We start from the raw sequence: 13,405 nt of genomic DNA, 5'->3' as shown, positions 1-13,405 counted from the left end.
ATGAATGATGAAAAGCATAATGAAAACGATGTTAGCCATTCTGTGTGCAACCAGTTTAAGTACTTTCGCAGCCACGGATAATACCCCGCAAGACGCGTTCAACGATATTGCCAGCTCTCTTACAGACCTCCAGCCCATCACGTTTCAGGCTCCCGCTGAAAAATATAAGCTGCTGGTGTTTATTGATAATCAGTGCATTTACTGCAGCAATGTAGTGAAAAACGTTAAGCAATATACGGATGCCGGTTTGACGATGTCGTTTCTGACCGTTGCCCCCAACGCCATTCGCGACTCGGTGATTGAAGATATGGGCTGCGTCTGGTGTTCAACCGATAAGGTCAAAAGCCTGCAACAAGCGATGGCGGGATTTTTACCAGATAACGACACCACCACAGCCTGTTCCGATCTGATCGCGCGGCAATCTGCACTAGCAGAACGACTGGGCATTAGCATCACCCCGGTAATGGTGGTGATCGAGCCTGAATCACGGTCGATTATAGGCAGCCAGTCTCCGGCGGCTATTCTGGCCACACTGAACAAATAACAGAGGTCTGTACGAGCAGCGGCGTTTGACTTGTTCGTACACTTTCCCCCCTCTGTACATTCCGTTACAAGCCGATACCAATCACTCACGGAAACCTCGAATTTACAGGGATATAGTTCTTTCAACGGCCCCGCAGTGGGGTTAAATGAAAAACCAAATTCGAGGGTATGAACATGAAAAAAGTATTAGCTCTGGTTGTTGCCGCTGCTATGGGTCTGTCTTCTGCTGCGTTTGCTGCTGAAACCACTGCTGCACCGGCTGCTGCGGCGCCTGCTGCAACGACCACCGCTGCGCCAGCAAAAACTGTACATCACAAGAAACACCATAAAGCGGCTAAACCGGCTGCAGAGCAAAAAGCCCAGGCTGCTAAAAAGCACCACAAAAAAGCAACCAAACCAGCCGTAGAGCAGAAAGCGCAGGCTGCTAAAAAGCACCACAAAAAAGCCGCTAAACCGGCTGTAGAACAGAAAGCTCAGGCTGCTAAAAAGCATCACAAAAAAGCAGTAAAACACGAAGCTGCTAAACCAGCTGCACAGCCAGCTGCGTAAGAGTACAAGCTTAACCGTGCCCTTCGGGGCACGTTGGTAAACCGGCGCTGAACCGGAACAGGTTCCGCGCCGTTTTTTTATTTCCGGAGGGCGTATGCTGCGACGCTATCGGTTTGAGCTGATTCTGATCCTGCTTATTTTATGCGCGCTCATCGCCAGCCATTTTTATCTTTCCTGATTGTAGCACGCTGATTTTACTCCCACTTTAGCGCTGTCCCGTCTATAGTATTTTCATAGGGTTCACTTTTAATAATCATAATTACCCCCACCAGAGTGTGATATGCGTAAATCTGTTGTGTTGTTACTGGGAACGTTTGGTCTTTTTTCTGGATTCTCACATGCGGATGATGGCGGTGATGACACCATCAGCGCAAAAGAGCTAAAGACGCTTTTTTTCGGTCATGACGATCGTACGCGCGTCGCCGATCCCACCCAGGCGCCCTGGGATGCTATAGGTCAACTGGAAACCGCCAGCGGTAACTTGTGCACCGCGACGCTGATCACCCCGCAACTTGCCCTGACGGCAGGCCACTGTTTGTTAACGCCGCCAAACGGCAAGCCGGATAAAGCGGTTGCCTTGCGGTTTGTGTCGCAAAAAGGGACCTGGCGCTATGAAATCCACGGCATTGAGGGACGGGTTGATCCGTCTCTCGGCAAACGCCTGAAGCCGGATGGTGACGGCTGGATCGTGCCGCCAGCGGCCGCCTCGTGGGATTTTGGCCTGATCGTTTTACGCTACCCGCCTTCAGGCATTACGCCGCTGCCGTTATTTGACGGCGATAAGGCCGCACTCACCGCCGCGCTGAAGGCCGCCGACCGAAAGGTGACGCAGTCAGGCTATCCTGTCGATCATCTGGATACGCTTTATACGCATACCGACTGTATTGTGACGGGCTGGGCGCAAACCAGCGTACTCTCGCACCAGTGCGATACGTTGCCGGGCGACAGTGGTTCACCGCTGATGCTGAAAACAGATAACGGCTGGCAGTTGATCGGTGTGCAGAGCTCTGCACCGGCGGCGAAAGATCGCTGGCGCGCAGATAACCGGGCCTTGTCCGTGACCGGCTTTCGCGACAAGCTGGAAGCGCTGGCGGAGCAGTAAATCAGCAGCGTCTGACCTTACGTAACGCTCTTATTGACTCAATCGGCATCGGCTGGCTGAACCAAAAACCCTGCAGTTGATCGCAGCCAGCCAGCCGCAGCAGTTTCATCTGCTTCTCGGTTTCCACCCCTTCTGCCACCACCGCCATACCCAGCGCATTGGCGATCCGCACCGTGCCGCTTACCAGCGCGGCCGCCTGCTCATCGTGGTCCACCAGCCCGGCCAGGGATTTATCGATTTTGATGGTGTCGAAGTTAAAACGCCGCAAATAGCCAATGCTGGAATAGCCGGTGCCAAAGTCATCCAGCGCCACCGCCGTACCCAGCGCTTTAAGATTGGCTATCGCCATGCGGGCACGCTCCGGGTTTTCCAGTACATACGACTCCGTAACCTCAAGCTGCAGTCGGTGGGCCGGGAAACGGGTGTTTTCCAGCACGCTGGCCACTTTTTCTTCGAATGCAGGATCGCGAAATTGCGCGGGGGAGATATTCACGGAGAGCTTTAAGTCGCCGTAAGGCTGCAGATCCTGGCAGGCCCGCTGCAACACAAACTGGCCCAGCTTGTAAATCAGACCGCTGGTCTCCGCAATGGTGATAAAAATATCCGGCCCAAGCGGCCCCTCCGGGCGACGCGGCCAGCGGACTAGCGCCTCGACGCTGCTCATTGTCTGGCTGTGGGCGTCAATAATCGGCTGATACCAGACATCAAACTCATCGCGTTCCAGACCGTCACGAATCTGATTTTCAATCGCCAGCTTGCGTTCCCGGACGCTGTTGAGCTCCGCGTCATAGTGGCTGATACGCCCTTTCCCGCTCAATTTGGCGTGATACATGGCAATATCAGCGCGGCGAAACAGTTCTGAGCTGGTGCATTCAATCAGAGTTCCGCTGGCGATACCGATGCTGGCCCCGATATGGATGGTGCGTTCCCCCAGTTGAACCGGGGTGGTGAAAAAATCCAGCACCGAAGCGGCAAAGGCGGTGGCCTGCGCCTCTGCATCATCTCCGCCGATGGTCATGGCAAACTCATCCCCGCCCATGCGCGCGAGCATCCCACCCGTCGGCACGCGTTCACTCAGCGTTTTCGCTATCGCCACGATGAGATCGTCTCCCACGCTGTGGCCGTAGATGTCATTCACATCTTTAAAACCGTCCAGATCGATAAACACCACGCTTTTGACGTCGATATCACCGCCTAAACTCACGTGGTCCAGCGCTTCGATGAGCGCACGCCGGTTTGGCAGATGGCTTAGCCAGTCCGTTCTTGCGACCAGACGCGCCTGGCTTTCACCGCGCGCGAGTTTGTACAGCCCCACGCTGCTCACCAGAATGAAAAGCAGGATCAGCCCCGAGGCCAGCACCACAATCTGCCTGATATCAGACGATGCCGCCCGGGCGGCCTGTGCGCCCGGAAGCCGCGCCTGCCAGTTCAGATATCCGACTAACTCCCCCGCCGCGCTGTGCAGCGGCATGCTGCGATCGTTGATTTTTTCGGGGGTATAGTTGAGGCGATCGATCTGAAAGGTCGCCCCCAGGTCGGATAATATTCTGGCGTTCAGATGACGGGTAATCACCAGATAGCGGCGCGTTCCGTCGGTAACCTGTAATCTTCCGACCATCGGGCGAATCAACCCAATACCCACAAAGGCGACGCCGCTTCGCGTTTTGCTGATCCCGGCATAGATATTTTTTTCACCCACGAGCGCTCGCCCGTGCCGGTCGATAAGCGCTTTGAGCCCCTTGCCAAAGAAGTCGAGGTTTTTTTCGTTAAAGGGACGGCTTTGAAAGGATCCCCAGAGGACGTTGAAATGTTCATCCAGCACGAAGGTGCCGTCGTAGAGGTTGTTGATTTTAAAACCGGCGCCCCAGGTGTTGTACAGCCAGTCGGTATCGAGCGCAGGACGGTAGACCTCCCGCACCGCATCGTCCCAGACGGCGTTATCCAGCACCAGAGAGGAGACGCGGTTAACCGATGTCTGAATGGCCCCCTGCACGGAAAGCGCCGTGCGGTGTTCATCAATTTCATTGGTTTTCGTGCTGATAAGATGCAGGGAAAGATAGAGCAGTGCGACGATGGAGATGATTAAGCCGATCCCCGCCATGAAGACCATGGCAAACAACGTTCTCGCATTGGGAATATTGCGCCAGCTTAATGTGCGATACATCAGCCATCCTCTTCATGTTTTGCTTTTCTAAGCGTAATACAGGCAGCGAATTTCGCTGCCTGTAAATCATGGCGAGAGGTCTGTCAGGCGAGTTTTATCATGATCATGCCGGCAAGCAGCAAGATGAGTCCCATCCAGCCCTTGTTGTTTAAGCGCTGGCCGAAGAGTACCCAGCCTGCGGCCAGGGTAGCGGCGATACCAAAACCGCCCCACAGCGCATAGGCCACCGAAAGATCGATCCCTTTTACCGCCTGAGACAGCGCGCTGAACGCTCCCAGAACCGCGGCGATCGACATCAGGCCATAGAGTTTACGGCGAAAACCATCGGAGAATTTCAGCAGAACGTTCGCCAGGATCTCCAGCACGATGGCGAAGCCAAGCCAGGCCGCATGAACCCACTCAAACTGTTGCATGGTTCTGCTCCTTCTGCTGTTTACCCGGTTTACGGGTACCCGATTTAATCAGCACAATACCCGCGACCAGCGTCGTTAACCCGGCGATCTTCATTGTTGTTAATGTTTCGTCAAATATCAGCACGCTGAACAGCGTAATCAACAAAATACCGATCCCTTCCCACAGTGCATACGCGACGCCCAGCGCAATTTTTTTCACCGCAAACGAGAGGAAAATATAAGAAAGCGAAATCATCACCAGCATCAAAATAAAACCGGTGTTGCCATCGCTGACGCTTGCCCATTTCATCGACAGTGTGCCGGTAATTTCAGCGATGATAGCCAGCGCTAATAGGATCCAGTAAAACATGTTTTTCTCCTGCTTGAGAATATAATCCATCGTGGCCCGCTGCGAACAGCAAACCAAAAAATACAAATTGAAATCAGACAGCTAAGCGCTTAGCGCCAGCTCAGGCAGAAGACGTGACTATAGTGCGGTGCGCCAGTGTTGCTCACCAGAAAGCAGGCAGAAAGAAGTGGAGTAGACAGCGGTATTGTTTGAAGAGTACGTCCTGAACATATTGTCCATAAAATTACAATTATCCGCGTTGTTGCTTCTCGTCTTTGCGGATGAAAATTGTCCTCGGTAGTTAAACACACCAGATTTGTACCATAAGCCAGGATTTTACTCAAAGTCTTTGCAATTCTTTACCCATACCGTTTGATTTTGGTTAGTTTATTGCAACGCCTTTCACCTTTATTATAAATATAAAGAAAAATTCGGAGTCACCATGGCTAAACCCATTATTACCCTGAACGGGTTAAAAATTGTCATCATGCTGGGCATGCTGGTGATCATACTGACGGGCGTTCGTTTTGCCGCCGACATTATTGTGCCCTTTATTCTGGCCCTGTTTGTTGCGGTGATCCTTAACCCGCTGGTGCAGCGCATGACGCGGCTACGCATCCCGCGCGTGCTGGCGATTACGCTGCTTATCAGCATCATTATTGTGGCGATGGTCTTGCTGGTGGCGTATCTGGGGACCTCGCTCAATGAACTGGCGCGAACGCTGCCGAAATACCGTTCTTCGCTGGCGATACCGCTACTTCAGCTGGAACCCTGGCTGCAGCGCGCGGGTATCGAAGTCTCGGTTGAGGAACTCCTGAAATATATCGACCCCAACGCGGCCATGACGATCGTCACCAGCCTGCTGGCGCAGCTTTCCAATGCCATGACCTCCATTTTCCTGCTGTTTTTAACGGTGGTGTTCATGCTGCTGGAGGTGCCGCAACTGCCGGCAAAGCTGCAGCAGATGATGGTCCGTCCGGTTGAAGGAATGGGAGCGATTCAGCGCGCGCTGGACAGCGTCTCCCGCTATCTGGTGCTGAAAACGGCGATTAGCCTGGTGACGGGCGGTGTCGTCTGGGCGATGCTTCTGGCGCTGGACGTTCGCTTTGCGTTTGTCTGGGGGTTACTGGCGTTTGCGCTTAACTACATTCCCAACATCGGCTCCGTGCTGGCGGCAATCCCCCCTATCCTTCAGGTGCTGGTTTTCAGCGGGCTTTATGACGCGCTGATCCTGCTGGCCGGATACCTGGTCATCAACCTGGTGTTCGGTAACATTCTTGAGCCACGCATGATGGGACGAGGGCTGGGCCTTTCCACACTGGTGGTCTTTTTATCCCTGATATTCTGGGGTTGGCTGCTCGGCCCCGTTGGCATGCTACTTTCCGTTCCGCTGACCATTATCGTCAAGATTGGCCTGGAACAGACGGCGGGCGGGCAAACCATCGCCGTGCTGCTGAGCGATATGAGCCATAAGTAGCAAGAGGCTGAGCAACCCCACTGTTCAGTTAATCGCGCCAGCCCATTGCTGGCGCCACATGCTTGAGGATCGACTCAATAACATGCGCGTTGTAATCCACGCCAAGCTGGTTCGGCACGGTCAGCAAGAGCGTATCGGCTTCGGCAATCGCCTCGTCCTTTTTCAGCTGTTCGATCAGCTTGTCCGGCTCCGCCGCATAGCTGCGCCCGAAGATCGCGCGCGTTTTCTCATCAAGGTAGCCCACGCTGTCGCTGTCGTTGCGGCTGGCACCGAAATACATCCGGTCGCGGTCGTCCATTAGCGCAAAAATGCTGCGGCTGACCGACACCCGCGGCTGACGCACATGTCCCGCTTCTTTCCAGGCCTGACGGTACGCGCGGATCTGTTTTGCCTGCTGAATATGGAACGGCTCGCCGGTCTCATCGTCCTTCAGGGTTGAGCTTTGCAGGTTCATTCCCAGCGTTGCGGCCCATACGGCCGTCGCATTGGAACCGGCGCCCCACCAGATGCGCTCGCGCAGCCCTTCAGAATACGGCTCCAGGCGCAGCAGCCCCGGCGGATTCTGGAACATAGGCTGCGGATTCGGCTTGGCAAAGCCTTCACCGCGCAGCACCTCAAGCAGCACCTCGGTATGACGTCGCGCCATATCCGATTCGTTTTCCCCTTCCTGTGGGACATAGCCGAAATGGCGCCAGCCATCAATGACCTGCTCCGGCGAGCCGCGGCTGATGCCAAGCTGCAGGCGACCGCCGGAAATCAAATCCGCCGCGCCCGCATCCTCGGCCATGTACATCGGATTTTCATAGCGCATGTCAATCACGCCCGTGCCGATTTCGATGGTTTTCGTTTTTGCGCCTATTGCCGCCAGCAGAGGGAACGGCGAGCTAAGCTGTCGGGCAAAGTGGTGCACGCGGAAATAGGCGCCGTCTGCCCCCAGCTCTTCAGCCGCCACGGCTAAATCAATGGACTGCAGCAGCGTGTCTGCCGCCGAGCGCGTGCCGGACTGCGGTGAAGGCGTCCAGTGACCAAAGGATAAAAACCCGATCTTTTTCATAACCATGTGTCCTGATAATGCATTGCGTTCTGTCCACTTTACGCATTACCGGGTAAGAATAAATGCCGTTTATTTAACGGAAAGCATCAAATAAATTGACTGAGTAGCGGGGTTCGTCATTCCGCTCCATAATGCGATATAATCTCCCCCTCTTTTCATGGCAGGTAAAACCGGCAATGGCTTTGATCCCCAAAAACTACGCGCGGCTGGAAAGCGGCTATCGCGAAAAAGCATTAAAAATCTATCCATGGGTGTGTGGACGCTGCTCGCGCGAATTTGTCTATTCCAACCTGCGTGAGCTCACGGTTCACCATATCGATCACGACCACACCAACAACCCGGAAGACGGCAGCAACTGGGAGCTGCTGTGCCTGTTTTGCCACGATCATGAACACTCGAAATACACCGAAGCGGATCAGTACGGCACCACCGTGGTGGCCGGGGAAGACGCGCAAAAAGACGTGGGCGTCGCCACGTTTAACCCCTTTGCCGATTTAAAAGCGATGATGGATAAGAAGAAATAATCCTCTCGTCCCCTCGTGCTCCTCGATTTTAAAATGTCCAGGTGATAGCGGCGGTTGCGGCCCCCTCATTGCGCCGCATCACGATCGGGCTGTTATTCGCACGATCGCCAAGCCAGGTATAGTCCGCGCTCAGAACCGTTCCCCAGTGGGCATCGAACTGATGGCTCCAGGTCAGGCTGGTGTCGACGCCATAGAATCCTCCCGGCGCAGCATAGCGGCGATAGCCGGTGCGGCGGCTCTGCTGCTCGCTGACCCCATACCAGGTATTCAGATAACGGCTGTCGCCAAACAGGGCCGCAGACTGAAAGGCAACCGTGTCCTGATTATTTTGTACCGGGATGAGCGTAACGGAAGCCTGATAGCTTCCCCCCTGGCTGTCCGTTAACGGCAGCGTCGCTTTGCCTTCCATACTCAGCCATGGCGCGGCCTGCCAGCCGACGGCAAGGCCGGTATTCAGGGTGGCATCAATGTCCCCCATCCCTTTCAGATTGTTTGCGCCCTCACGCCAGCCAGAATTTTTATCAGCCCTTCCGAAGTCGTAGCCCAGCGTGTGTTCGAAATACCAGCCGCTGTCGTTTTGCAGGTCATATCCCACCCCTTTTTGCGCATCAATAAAGAAAGCGCCTTTACGACCCTGCAGCACCGGAACCACCTGCCACACCTGCTTGTCTGAGCCTGAGTAACGCGGGGCATACTGCCCCCCAAGCCCGACGGTGAGGGAATCGGACGCGGCGCCATCATCCGCCTGCGCGCCAGAACTCACGGCCATCAGAAGCGGGACGGACATATACAGGACTTTTTTTATCGCTATCATACTGCTCTCCATACGGACGCTGGCGCCTCCTGATACGGGGGCGGCCACACAACGTTGGCGCAGTATGATTTGGCTGAATCAATGAATCGTCGGGATAGTGTTAAGAAATGGTCAAGGTGAACGGATGTTGTCCAGAAGAGTGCTGATTATTGAAGATGACGCCGATGCGGCCGGCGTGCTCGAGGCCTATTTACGGCGGGAAAATTACGACGTGACCATAACCGGAGACGGTCATTCCGGGCTGGATATGGCGCAGCGGTGGAAGCCCGACCTCATTCTGCTGGACGTAATGCTGCCGGGGCTTAACGGCACCGAGGTGCTGGCTGGCCTGCGTCGTAAAAGCGATGTGCCGGTGATCATGGTCACGGCCATGGGGGATACCCCTGACCGCATTGGCGCCCTGCGGTACGGTGCCGATGATTACGTTGTGAAGCCTTATCATCCGGGGGAAGTGGTGGCTCGGGTGCAGGCAGTGCTGCGGCGCAGCAGTAAAAAAGAGACGGACGAGGCGATCCTTCGCTGGCAAACGCTTGAGGTGGACGTGGCCGCCATTGTGGCGAGCGTGGATAACGGCGGCGACGCGCCCCTGATGCTCGATCTTACGCCAACGGAATTCTCGCTTCTGGCAACGCTGCTGCGTTCGCCGGCGCACCCGTTCTCCCGTCAGTATTTACTGGAGCACTGTTTGCCGGAAAGCGAAGCGCTGGAGCGCGTGGTGGACACCCATATTTATAACCTGCGTAAAAAACTCGAAGCGGCGGGGATCTCCGGCGTGCTGATCAACGTTCGCGGCGTGGGTTACAGGTTCAGACAGCCATGATTAAAAATCAGCACTCCTCTCTGTGGCGCTGGATTTGCGCGCGCATCCTGGCGCTGGCTATCGGCAGCGTGATCGTCATTGCCACCTGCATGTGGCTGCGCTATGCGGTTCAGAACTACTGGATAATGGGCAAAATGCCAGCGGCGGTCCGGCAGGAGTTTCTGATGCTCAGCCAGAACCCGCAGGCCAATCCGGCCCGCTTCCACTCGATTGTGGACACCTGGTGGGGCCTGAGCTATTCCACGCCGTCTATCGCCTCAGCCGACTGGGCCACGGTGGCCCTGCTGGTGCTGGTGATGATCCCGTTTATCGTGGTGATGGGCCTCAAACACGCCCGGCCGCTGGCGCTGCAGTTCAGCCGCCTTCGCGATGCGGCAAAGGATGTCGCCGACGGGCAGTTTGGCCGCCAGGCGGAACTTATCAAGGATGCGCCGGCGGAAATGGTCAGCTTTGCGACCGACTTTAACTCCATGACGGGGCAACTCGCCCGCTATGAAAAAGAGCTCCGCGCCTCGCACGTCGCGATGGCGCACGAGCTGCGCTCGCCCCTGACGGCCGCCATCGGGCGTCTGCAGGGCATGTTAGACGGCGTGTTTGACGCCAGCCCGGCGCAGCTCGGCATGGTGATGAAACAGCTCCAGCACCTCAACCACCTCACCGATGAGCTTCACCTTCTGTCGCTTGCCGACGCGGGTAACCTCGTGCTGGAGGACCAGCCGTTTTGTCTGGATGAGCTGATTCAGGAGCGGGCTGCCTGGATCATGCCCCAGGCTGACGCGCATCATTTCCGGATAACGCTTCGTAACCCGCGCCCCTGCCCCTTCAGAGGCGATGCGTTCCGTCTGGGCCAGGTCGTTACCATCCTCATGGAAAATTCGCTTCGTTACGGGCGTGATGGCGGCCATCTTGAGGTGGCGCTGCACTACGCCAGCGGGCACTACATCCTCGAATTTACCGATGACGGGCCGGGCGTGTCGCCCCAGTTCTTACAGGAAATGTTTAAACGCTTTAGCCGCGAGGAGCAGTCCCGCGCGCGGCATTCCGGCGGCAGCGGCCTCGGTTTATCCATCGCCCGGGCGATTTGCGAGGCGCATGGGGGGGAGATTAGCGCGTCGTTACCGGAAACCGGCGGCCTCGCCGTGCGCATTTTATTGCCCTGGCACCCGTCCGGTAATGAAAATCTTCACTCTTGATAAAGCCTTGACAGAACGTCGAATCTTTCTCGACGTAGCCCGCATTTAATAACGCCATTCCCTTTATGGAGCGGCGTTATGTCAGACGAATTTTTTCTCTCCCTCCGCCACTGCCTGCATCATTTGTACGGCGTGGCGCGCACCTTTTCCTGGCTGCATTTTCTTCCCCTGGCCCTGCTTGCGCTGGCGATTTTTCCGCTGACTGGCTGCGGTGATAAACACGAAAATAAGCCCGACCCTGCGCGAGCGGTACGCTACGTCGTCGTCGGCACCGCCCAGACCCTTCCCGCGCTGGAAAGAACCGGTGAGATCCATGCCCACGATGAAACGACCCTGAGCTTTCGTACCGGGGGCCGGATACTGACGCGCAGCGTTGATATTGGCGACCGGGTCACCGCCGGACAGCTGCTGGCCACGCTTGACAATACGACCGGGCAAAACCAGCTCGACAGCGCTGAGGCCGACTTTGAGGGTGCCAAAGCCTCTGCGCAGGTCGCCGCGCTTAACGTCAGTCGAATGCAAAAGCTTATGCCAACGGGCGCGATAGCCCGCACGCAGCTCGACAGCGCCCGTGCGGACTGGCTTGTCGCCCGCGCGCGCTTAAAAAGCAGCGAGGCCGCGTGGCGAAATGCCCGCGAAAGCCTCGGCTGGACGCGCCTGATCGCGCCGCAGGCGGGCGTCATCACCGCCGTGAACGCTTCTGCGGGACAGGTTGTCAGCGACGGCCAGTCCGTGCTGACGCTGGCGACCGGGGAAGATCGTGACGTGGCGTTCGATATTGCCACTCCGGATGCGATCCCGCCTCTGGATAAGGCGGAATTGCGGGTTTCCCTGCTCAGCGACCCGTCGGTACAGGCGTCTGCCGCGCTGCGGGATATCACCCCGCAGGCCGATCCTCAGACCCGCACCTGGCGCGTCAGGGCCACCCTGCAAAACCCGCCGGCGGCCATGGCGCTGGGCGCCAGCGTTATCGTCACGTTGCCATCGTCAGCCCCGCACGGCTACACCCTTCCCGCCTCGGCGCTGACCCGCGTCGGCGACAAACCGGCCGTTTTTGTGATTACCCCGCAGTCGCGGGCGCAGCTGCGCGCGGTGGTGCCCGCGAGCTATACGGCCACCTCCGTCATGATTGCCTCCGGCCTTGAGCCGGGCGACAGGGTGATTACGGCGGGCGTGAGCACATTGCGGTCCGGCGAGCCGGTGGTTGCCGGAGAGGTTCAGCCATGAACACGGGACCGGAAGCCAAATTTAACCTCTCCGCCTGGGCGCTGAAGAACCAGCAGATGGTCAGCTTTTTCATGCTGCTGGTGATTGCGATGGGCGTGTTTTGCTATGAGAAGCTGCCGCGTAATGAAGATCCGGCTTTTACCATTAAAACGGCCGTCGTCTCCGCGCAGTGGCCGGGAGCCTCCGTGGCGGATACCACCCGCCTGCTGACCGATACGCTTGAAAAAAAGCTGCAGGAAACGCCCTGGCTGGACTATCTCGAAAGTGAAACCCGAGCAGGGCGCACCGTTATCCACGTCAACCTTCGTGACGATACGCCCCCGCAACGCGTGCCCAATATCTGGTATCAGGTTCGCAAAAAAATGCAGGACATCGCGCCGTCCCTGCCTGAAGGGGGGCAGGGCCCTGCCGTGGACGACGAGTTTGACGACACGTTCGGCACAATTTACGCCTTTATTCCCGAAGGTTTCACCCTGCGGGAGGTGCGGGATCGCGCAGAGACAATTCGTCGCGAGCTGATGTCCCTGCCGGATATAGGCAAAACCACCCTGCTGGGTGAACAGCAGGAGCAGTGGGTTCTCGCCTTTTCTCCGGCGCGCCTGGCCGGGATGGGGCTCGATATTCAGGAAGTTGCCGACGGCCTCCGGGCGCAAAATGCGGTTGTCCCGGCTGGCGTTATGCGTACCGGACAGGAGAACATGGCGATAAAGGTCAGCGGTGCGCTCACGACCGAGGAGAGCTTACGCGCCGTCACGCTGCACGTGAACAATCGCTATATTCCGCTGACCGACATTGCCACCGTCACCCGGGAAATCGCCGAGCCACCGGCCCCGGCCTACCGGGTGAACGGCAAGCCGGCTATCGGGCTGGCGGTGTCGATGGCGCCAACGGGCAACATGCTGCGTTTCGGCGCCGCGCTGAATGACAGAATGGCGGCCCTCAGCGCCGGGCTGCCGCACGGTATCGAGATGGTGAAAGTCGCCGATCAGTCAGCGGTGGTCAGTGACGCGGTAAGCGGGTTTATCCGGGTGCTTATCGAAGCCGTTGTTATCGTGCTGGCGGTTTCATTTGTCTCGCTGGGGTTACGGGCCGGACTGGTGGTGGCGACAGCCATTCCGCTGGTGCTCGCCCTGACGTTTGCCGGCATGATGCTCGCCGGTATTGGCCTTCAGCGTATCTCGCTCGGGGCGCTGATCA

General features: G+C 57.0%; 15 protein-coding genes. 9 read left to right on the top strand and 6 right to left on the bottom strand.

Annotated features, from left to right (window positions below; all coding sequences use genetic code 11):
• Positions 1 to 19: 19 nt before the first annotated feature.
• From LA04_RS09395 to LA04_RS09385, 3 genes are all read left to right on the top strand, one after another.
• The gene (locus LA04_RS09395; RefSeq protein WP_235211327.1) at positions 20 to 544 is read left to right on the top strand and encodes a thioredoxin fold domain-containing protein; all 525 of its coding nucleotides are present in this window, start codon (positions 20 to 22) and stop codon (positions 542 to 544) included.
• A 173-nt stretch (positions 545 to 717) separates the two neighbouring features.
• Positions 718 to 1,092, top strand: coding sequence for an acid resistance repetitive basic protein Asr (asr, locus tag LA04_RS09390; RefSeq protein WP_047651389.1), 375 nt, complete (start codon positions 718 to 720; stop codon positions 1,090 to 1,092).
• A 280-nt stretch (positions 1,093 to 1,372) separates the two neighbouring features.
• Positions 1,373 to 2,194, top strand: a complete 822-nt coding sequence (locus LA04_RS09385; protein ID WP_047651329.1) for a trypsin-like serine peptidase — start codon at positions 1,373 to 1,375, stop codon at positions 2,192 to 2,194.
• 1 nt (position 2,195) lies between these two features.
• Here the strand turns inward: LA04_RS09385 and LA04_RS09380 are convergent, their stop codons facing one another.
• From LA04_RS09380 to LA04_RS25230, 4 genes are all read right to left on the bottom strand, one after another.
• Positions 2,196 to 4,358: a bifunctional diguanylate cyclase/phosphodiesterase gene (locus LA04_RS09380; protein WP_047651328.1), complete on the bottom strand. Its 2,163-nt coding sequence runs from the start codon at positions 4,356 to 4,358 to the stop codon at positions 2,196 to 2,198.
• A gap of 83 nt (positions 4,359 to 4,441) precedes the next feature.
• On the bottom strand, positions 4,442 to 4,771 hold the full coding sequence (gene mdtI / locus LA04_RS09375; protein WP_008502462.1) for a multidrug/spermidine efflux SMR transporter subunit MdtI: 330 nt from the start codon (positions 4,769 to 4,771) through the stop codon (positions 4,442 to 4,444).
• Entirely contained in the window at positions 4,758 to 5,120 is a 363-nt protein-coding gene (gene mdtJ / locus LA04_RS09370) for a multidrug/spermidine efflux SMR transporter subunit MdtJ (RefSeq protein ID WP_047651327.1), read from the bottom strand. Before mdtJ ends, mdtI begins: the two co-directional genes overlap by 14 nt.
• Positions 5,121 to 5,237: 117 nt before the next feature.
• Positions 5,238 to 5,408: a protein YdgV gene (locus tag LA04_RS25230; protein WP_085930315.1), complete on the bottom strand. Its 171-nt coding sequence runs from the start codon at positions 5,406 to 5,408 to the stop codon at positions 5,238 to 5,240.
• Positions 5,409 to 5,541: 133 nt separating this feature from the next.
• Here LA04_RS25230 and LA04_RS09365 point away from each other — a divergent pair, with 133 nt between their 5' ends.
• Positions 5,542 to 6,576, top strand: coding sequence for an AI-2E family transporter (locus tag LA04_RS09365; protein ID WP_047651326.1), 1,035 nt, complete (start codon positions 5,542 to 5,544; stop codon positions 6,574 to 6,576).
• A 28-nt stretch (positions 6,577 to 6,604) separates the two neighbouring features.
• Here LA04_RS09365 and LA04_RS09360 read toward each other — a convergent pair whose 3' ends face one another.
• Positions 6,605 to 7,630 carry an LLM class flavin-dependent oxidoreductase gene (locus LA04_RS09360; RefSeq protein WP_047651325.1) on the bottom strand — a complete coding sequence of 342 codons (1,026 nt, stop codon included), beginning with the start codon at positions 7,628 to 7,630 and terminating at the stop codon, positions 6,605 to 6,607.
• A gap of 176 nt (positions 7,631 to 7,806) precedes the next feature.
• On the opposite strand from LA04_RS09360, the gene yajD reads away from it, so the two are divergent.
• Positions 7,807 to 8,154 (top strand): HNH nuclease YajD, encoded by a 348-nt coding sequence (gene yajD / locus LA04_RS09355; protein WP_003857471.1) that lies wholly within the window; start codon positions 7,807 to 7,809, stop codon positions 8,152 to 8,154.
• A 28-nt stretch (positions 8,155 to 8,182) separates the two neighbouring features.
• Here yajD and LA04_RS09350 read toward each other — a convergent pair whose 3' ends face one another.
• Positions 8,183 to 8,968 (bottom strand): MipA/OmpV family protein, encoded by a 786-nt coding sequence (locus LA04_RS09350; RefSeq protein WP_047651324.1) that lies wholly within the window; start codon positions 8,966 to 8,968, stop codon positions 8,183 to 8,185.
• A gap of 124 nt (positions 8,969 to 9,092) precedes the next feature.
• Here LA04_RS09350 and LA04_RS09345 point away from each other — a divergent pair, with 124 nt between their 5' ends.
• From LA04_RS09345 to LA04_RS09330, 4 genes are all read left to right on the top strand, one after another.
• Positions 9,093 to 9,788, top strand: coding sequence for a response regulator (locus LA04_RS09345; protein ID WP_047651323.1), 696 nt, complete (start codon positions 9,093 to 9,095; stop codon positions 9,786 to 9,788).
• Positions 9,785 to 10,981: a sensor histidine kinase gene (locus tag LA04_RS09340; RefSeq protein ID WP_047651322.1), complete on the top strand. Its 1,197-nt coding sequence runs from the start codon at positions 9,785 to 9,787 to the stop codon at positions 10,979 to 10,981. Before LA04_RS09345 ends, LA04_RS09340 begins: the two co-directional genes overlap by 4 nt.
• A gap of 78 nt (positions 10,982 to 11,059) precedes the next feature.
• Positions 11,060 to 12,208 carry an efflux RND transporter periplasmic adaptor subunit gene (locus LA04_RS09335; protein ID WP_047651321.1) on the top strand — a complete coding sequence of 383 codons (1,149 nt, stop codon included), beginning with the start codon at positions 11,060 to 11,062 and terminating at the stop codon, positions 12,206 to 12,208.
• Positions 12,205 to 13,405: efflux RND transporter permease subunit (locus tag LA04_RS09330; RefSeq protein ID WP_047651320.1), on the top strand; the 1,201-nt coding region annotated here is incomplete at its 3' end. The genes LA04_RS09335 and LA04_RS09330, both read left to right, overlap by 4 nt.

The organism is Enterobacter sp. UCD-UG_FMILLET, assembly GCF_000762975.1.
Taxonomy (GTDB): domain Bacteria; phylum Pseudomonadota; class Gammaproteobacteria; order Enterobacterales; family Enterobacteriaceae; genus Enterobacter; species Enterobacter dykesii.
This window is presented reverse-complemented; position numbering and strand designations above follow the sequence as displayed.

What these genes read in the sequence shown, in the direction of transcription:
- LA04_RS09395 (WP_235211327.1), top strand. Translation starts at nt 20, where the DNA reads ATGAAAACGATGTTAGCCATTCTGTGTGCAACCAGTTTAAGTACTTTC.
- asr (WP_047651389.1), top strand. Translation starts at nt 718, where the DNA reads ATGAAAAAAGTATTAGCTCTGGTTGTTGCCGCTGCTATGGGTCTGTCT.
- LA04_RS09385 (WP_047651329.1), top strand. Translation starts at nt 1,373, where the DNA reads ATGCGTAAATCTGTTGTGTTGTTACTGGGAACGTTTGGTCTTTTTTCT.
- LA04_RS09380 (WP_047651328.1), bottom strand. Translation starts at nt 4,358, where the DNA reads ATGTATCGCACATTAAGCTGGCGCAATATTCCCAATGCGAGAACGTTG.
- mdtI (WP_008502462.1), bottom strand. Translation starts at nt 4,771, where the DNA reads ATGCAACAGTTTGAGTGGGTTCATGCGGCCTGGCTTGGCTTCGCCATC.
- mdtJ (WP_047651327.1), bottom strand. Translation starts at nt 5,120, where the DNA reads ATGTTTTACTGGATCCTATTAGCGCTGGCTATCATCGCTGAAATTACC.
- LA04_RS09365 (WP_047651326.1), top strand. Translation starts at nt 5,542, where the DNA reads ATGGCTAAACCCATTATTACCCTGAACGGGTTAAAAATTGTCATCATG.
- LA04_RS09360 (WP_047651325.1), bottom strand. Translation starts at nt 7,630, where the DNA reads ATGAAAAAGATCGGGTTTTTATCCTTTGGTCACTGGACGCCTTCACCG.
- yajD (WP_003857471.1), top strand. Translation starts at nt 7,807, where the DNA reads ATGGCTTTGATCCCCAAAAACTACGCGCGGCTGGAAAGCGGCTATCGC.
- LA04_RS09350 (WP_047651324.1), bottom strand. Translation starts at nt 8,968, where the DNA reads ATGATAGCGATAAAAAAAGTCCTGTATATGTCCGTCCCGCTTCTGATG.
- LA04_RS09345 (WP_047651323.1), top strand. Translation starts at nt 9,093, where the DNA reads ATGTTGTCCAGAAGAGTGCTGATTATTGAAGATGACGCCGATGCGGCC.
- LA04_RS09340 (WP_047651322.1), top strand. Translation starts at nt 9,785, where the DNA reads ATGATTAAAAATCAGCACTCCTCTCTGTGGCGCTGGATTTGCGCGCGC.
- LA04_RS09335 (WP_047651321.1), top strand. Translation starts at nt 11,060, where the DNA reads ATGTCAGACGAATTTTTTCTCTCCCTCCGCCACTGCCTGCATCATTTG.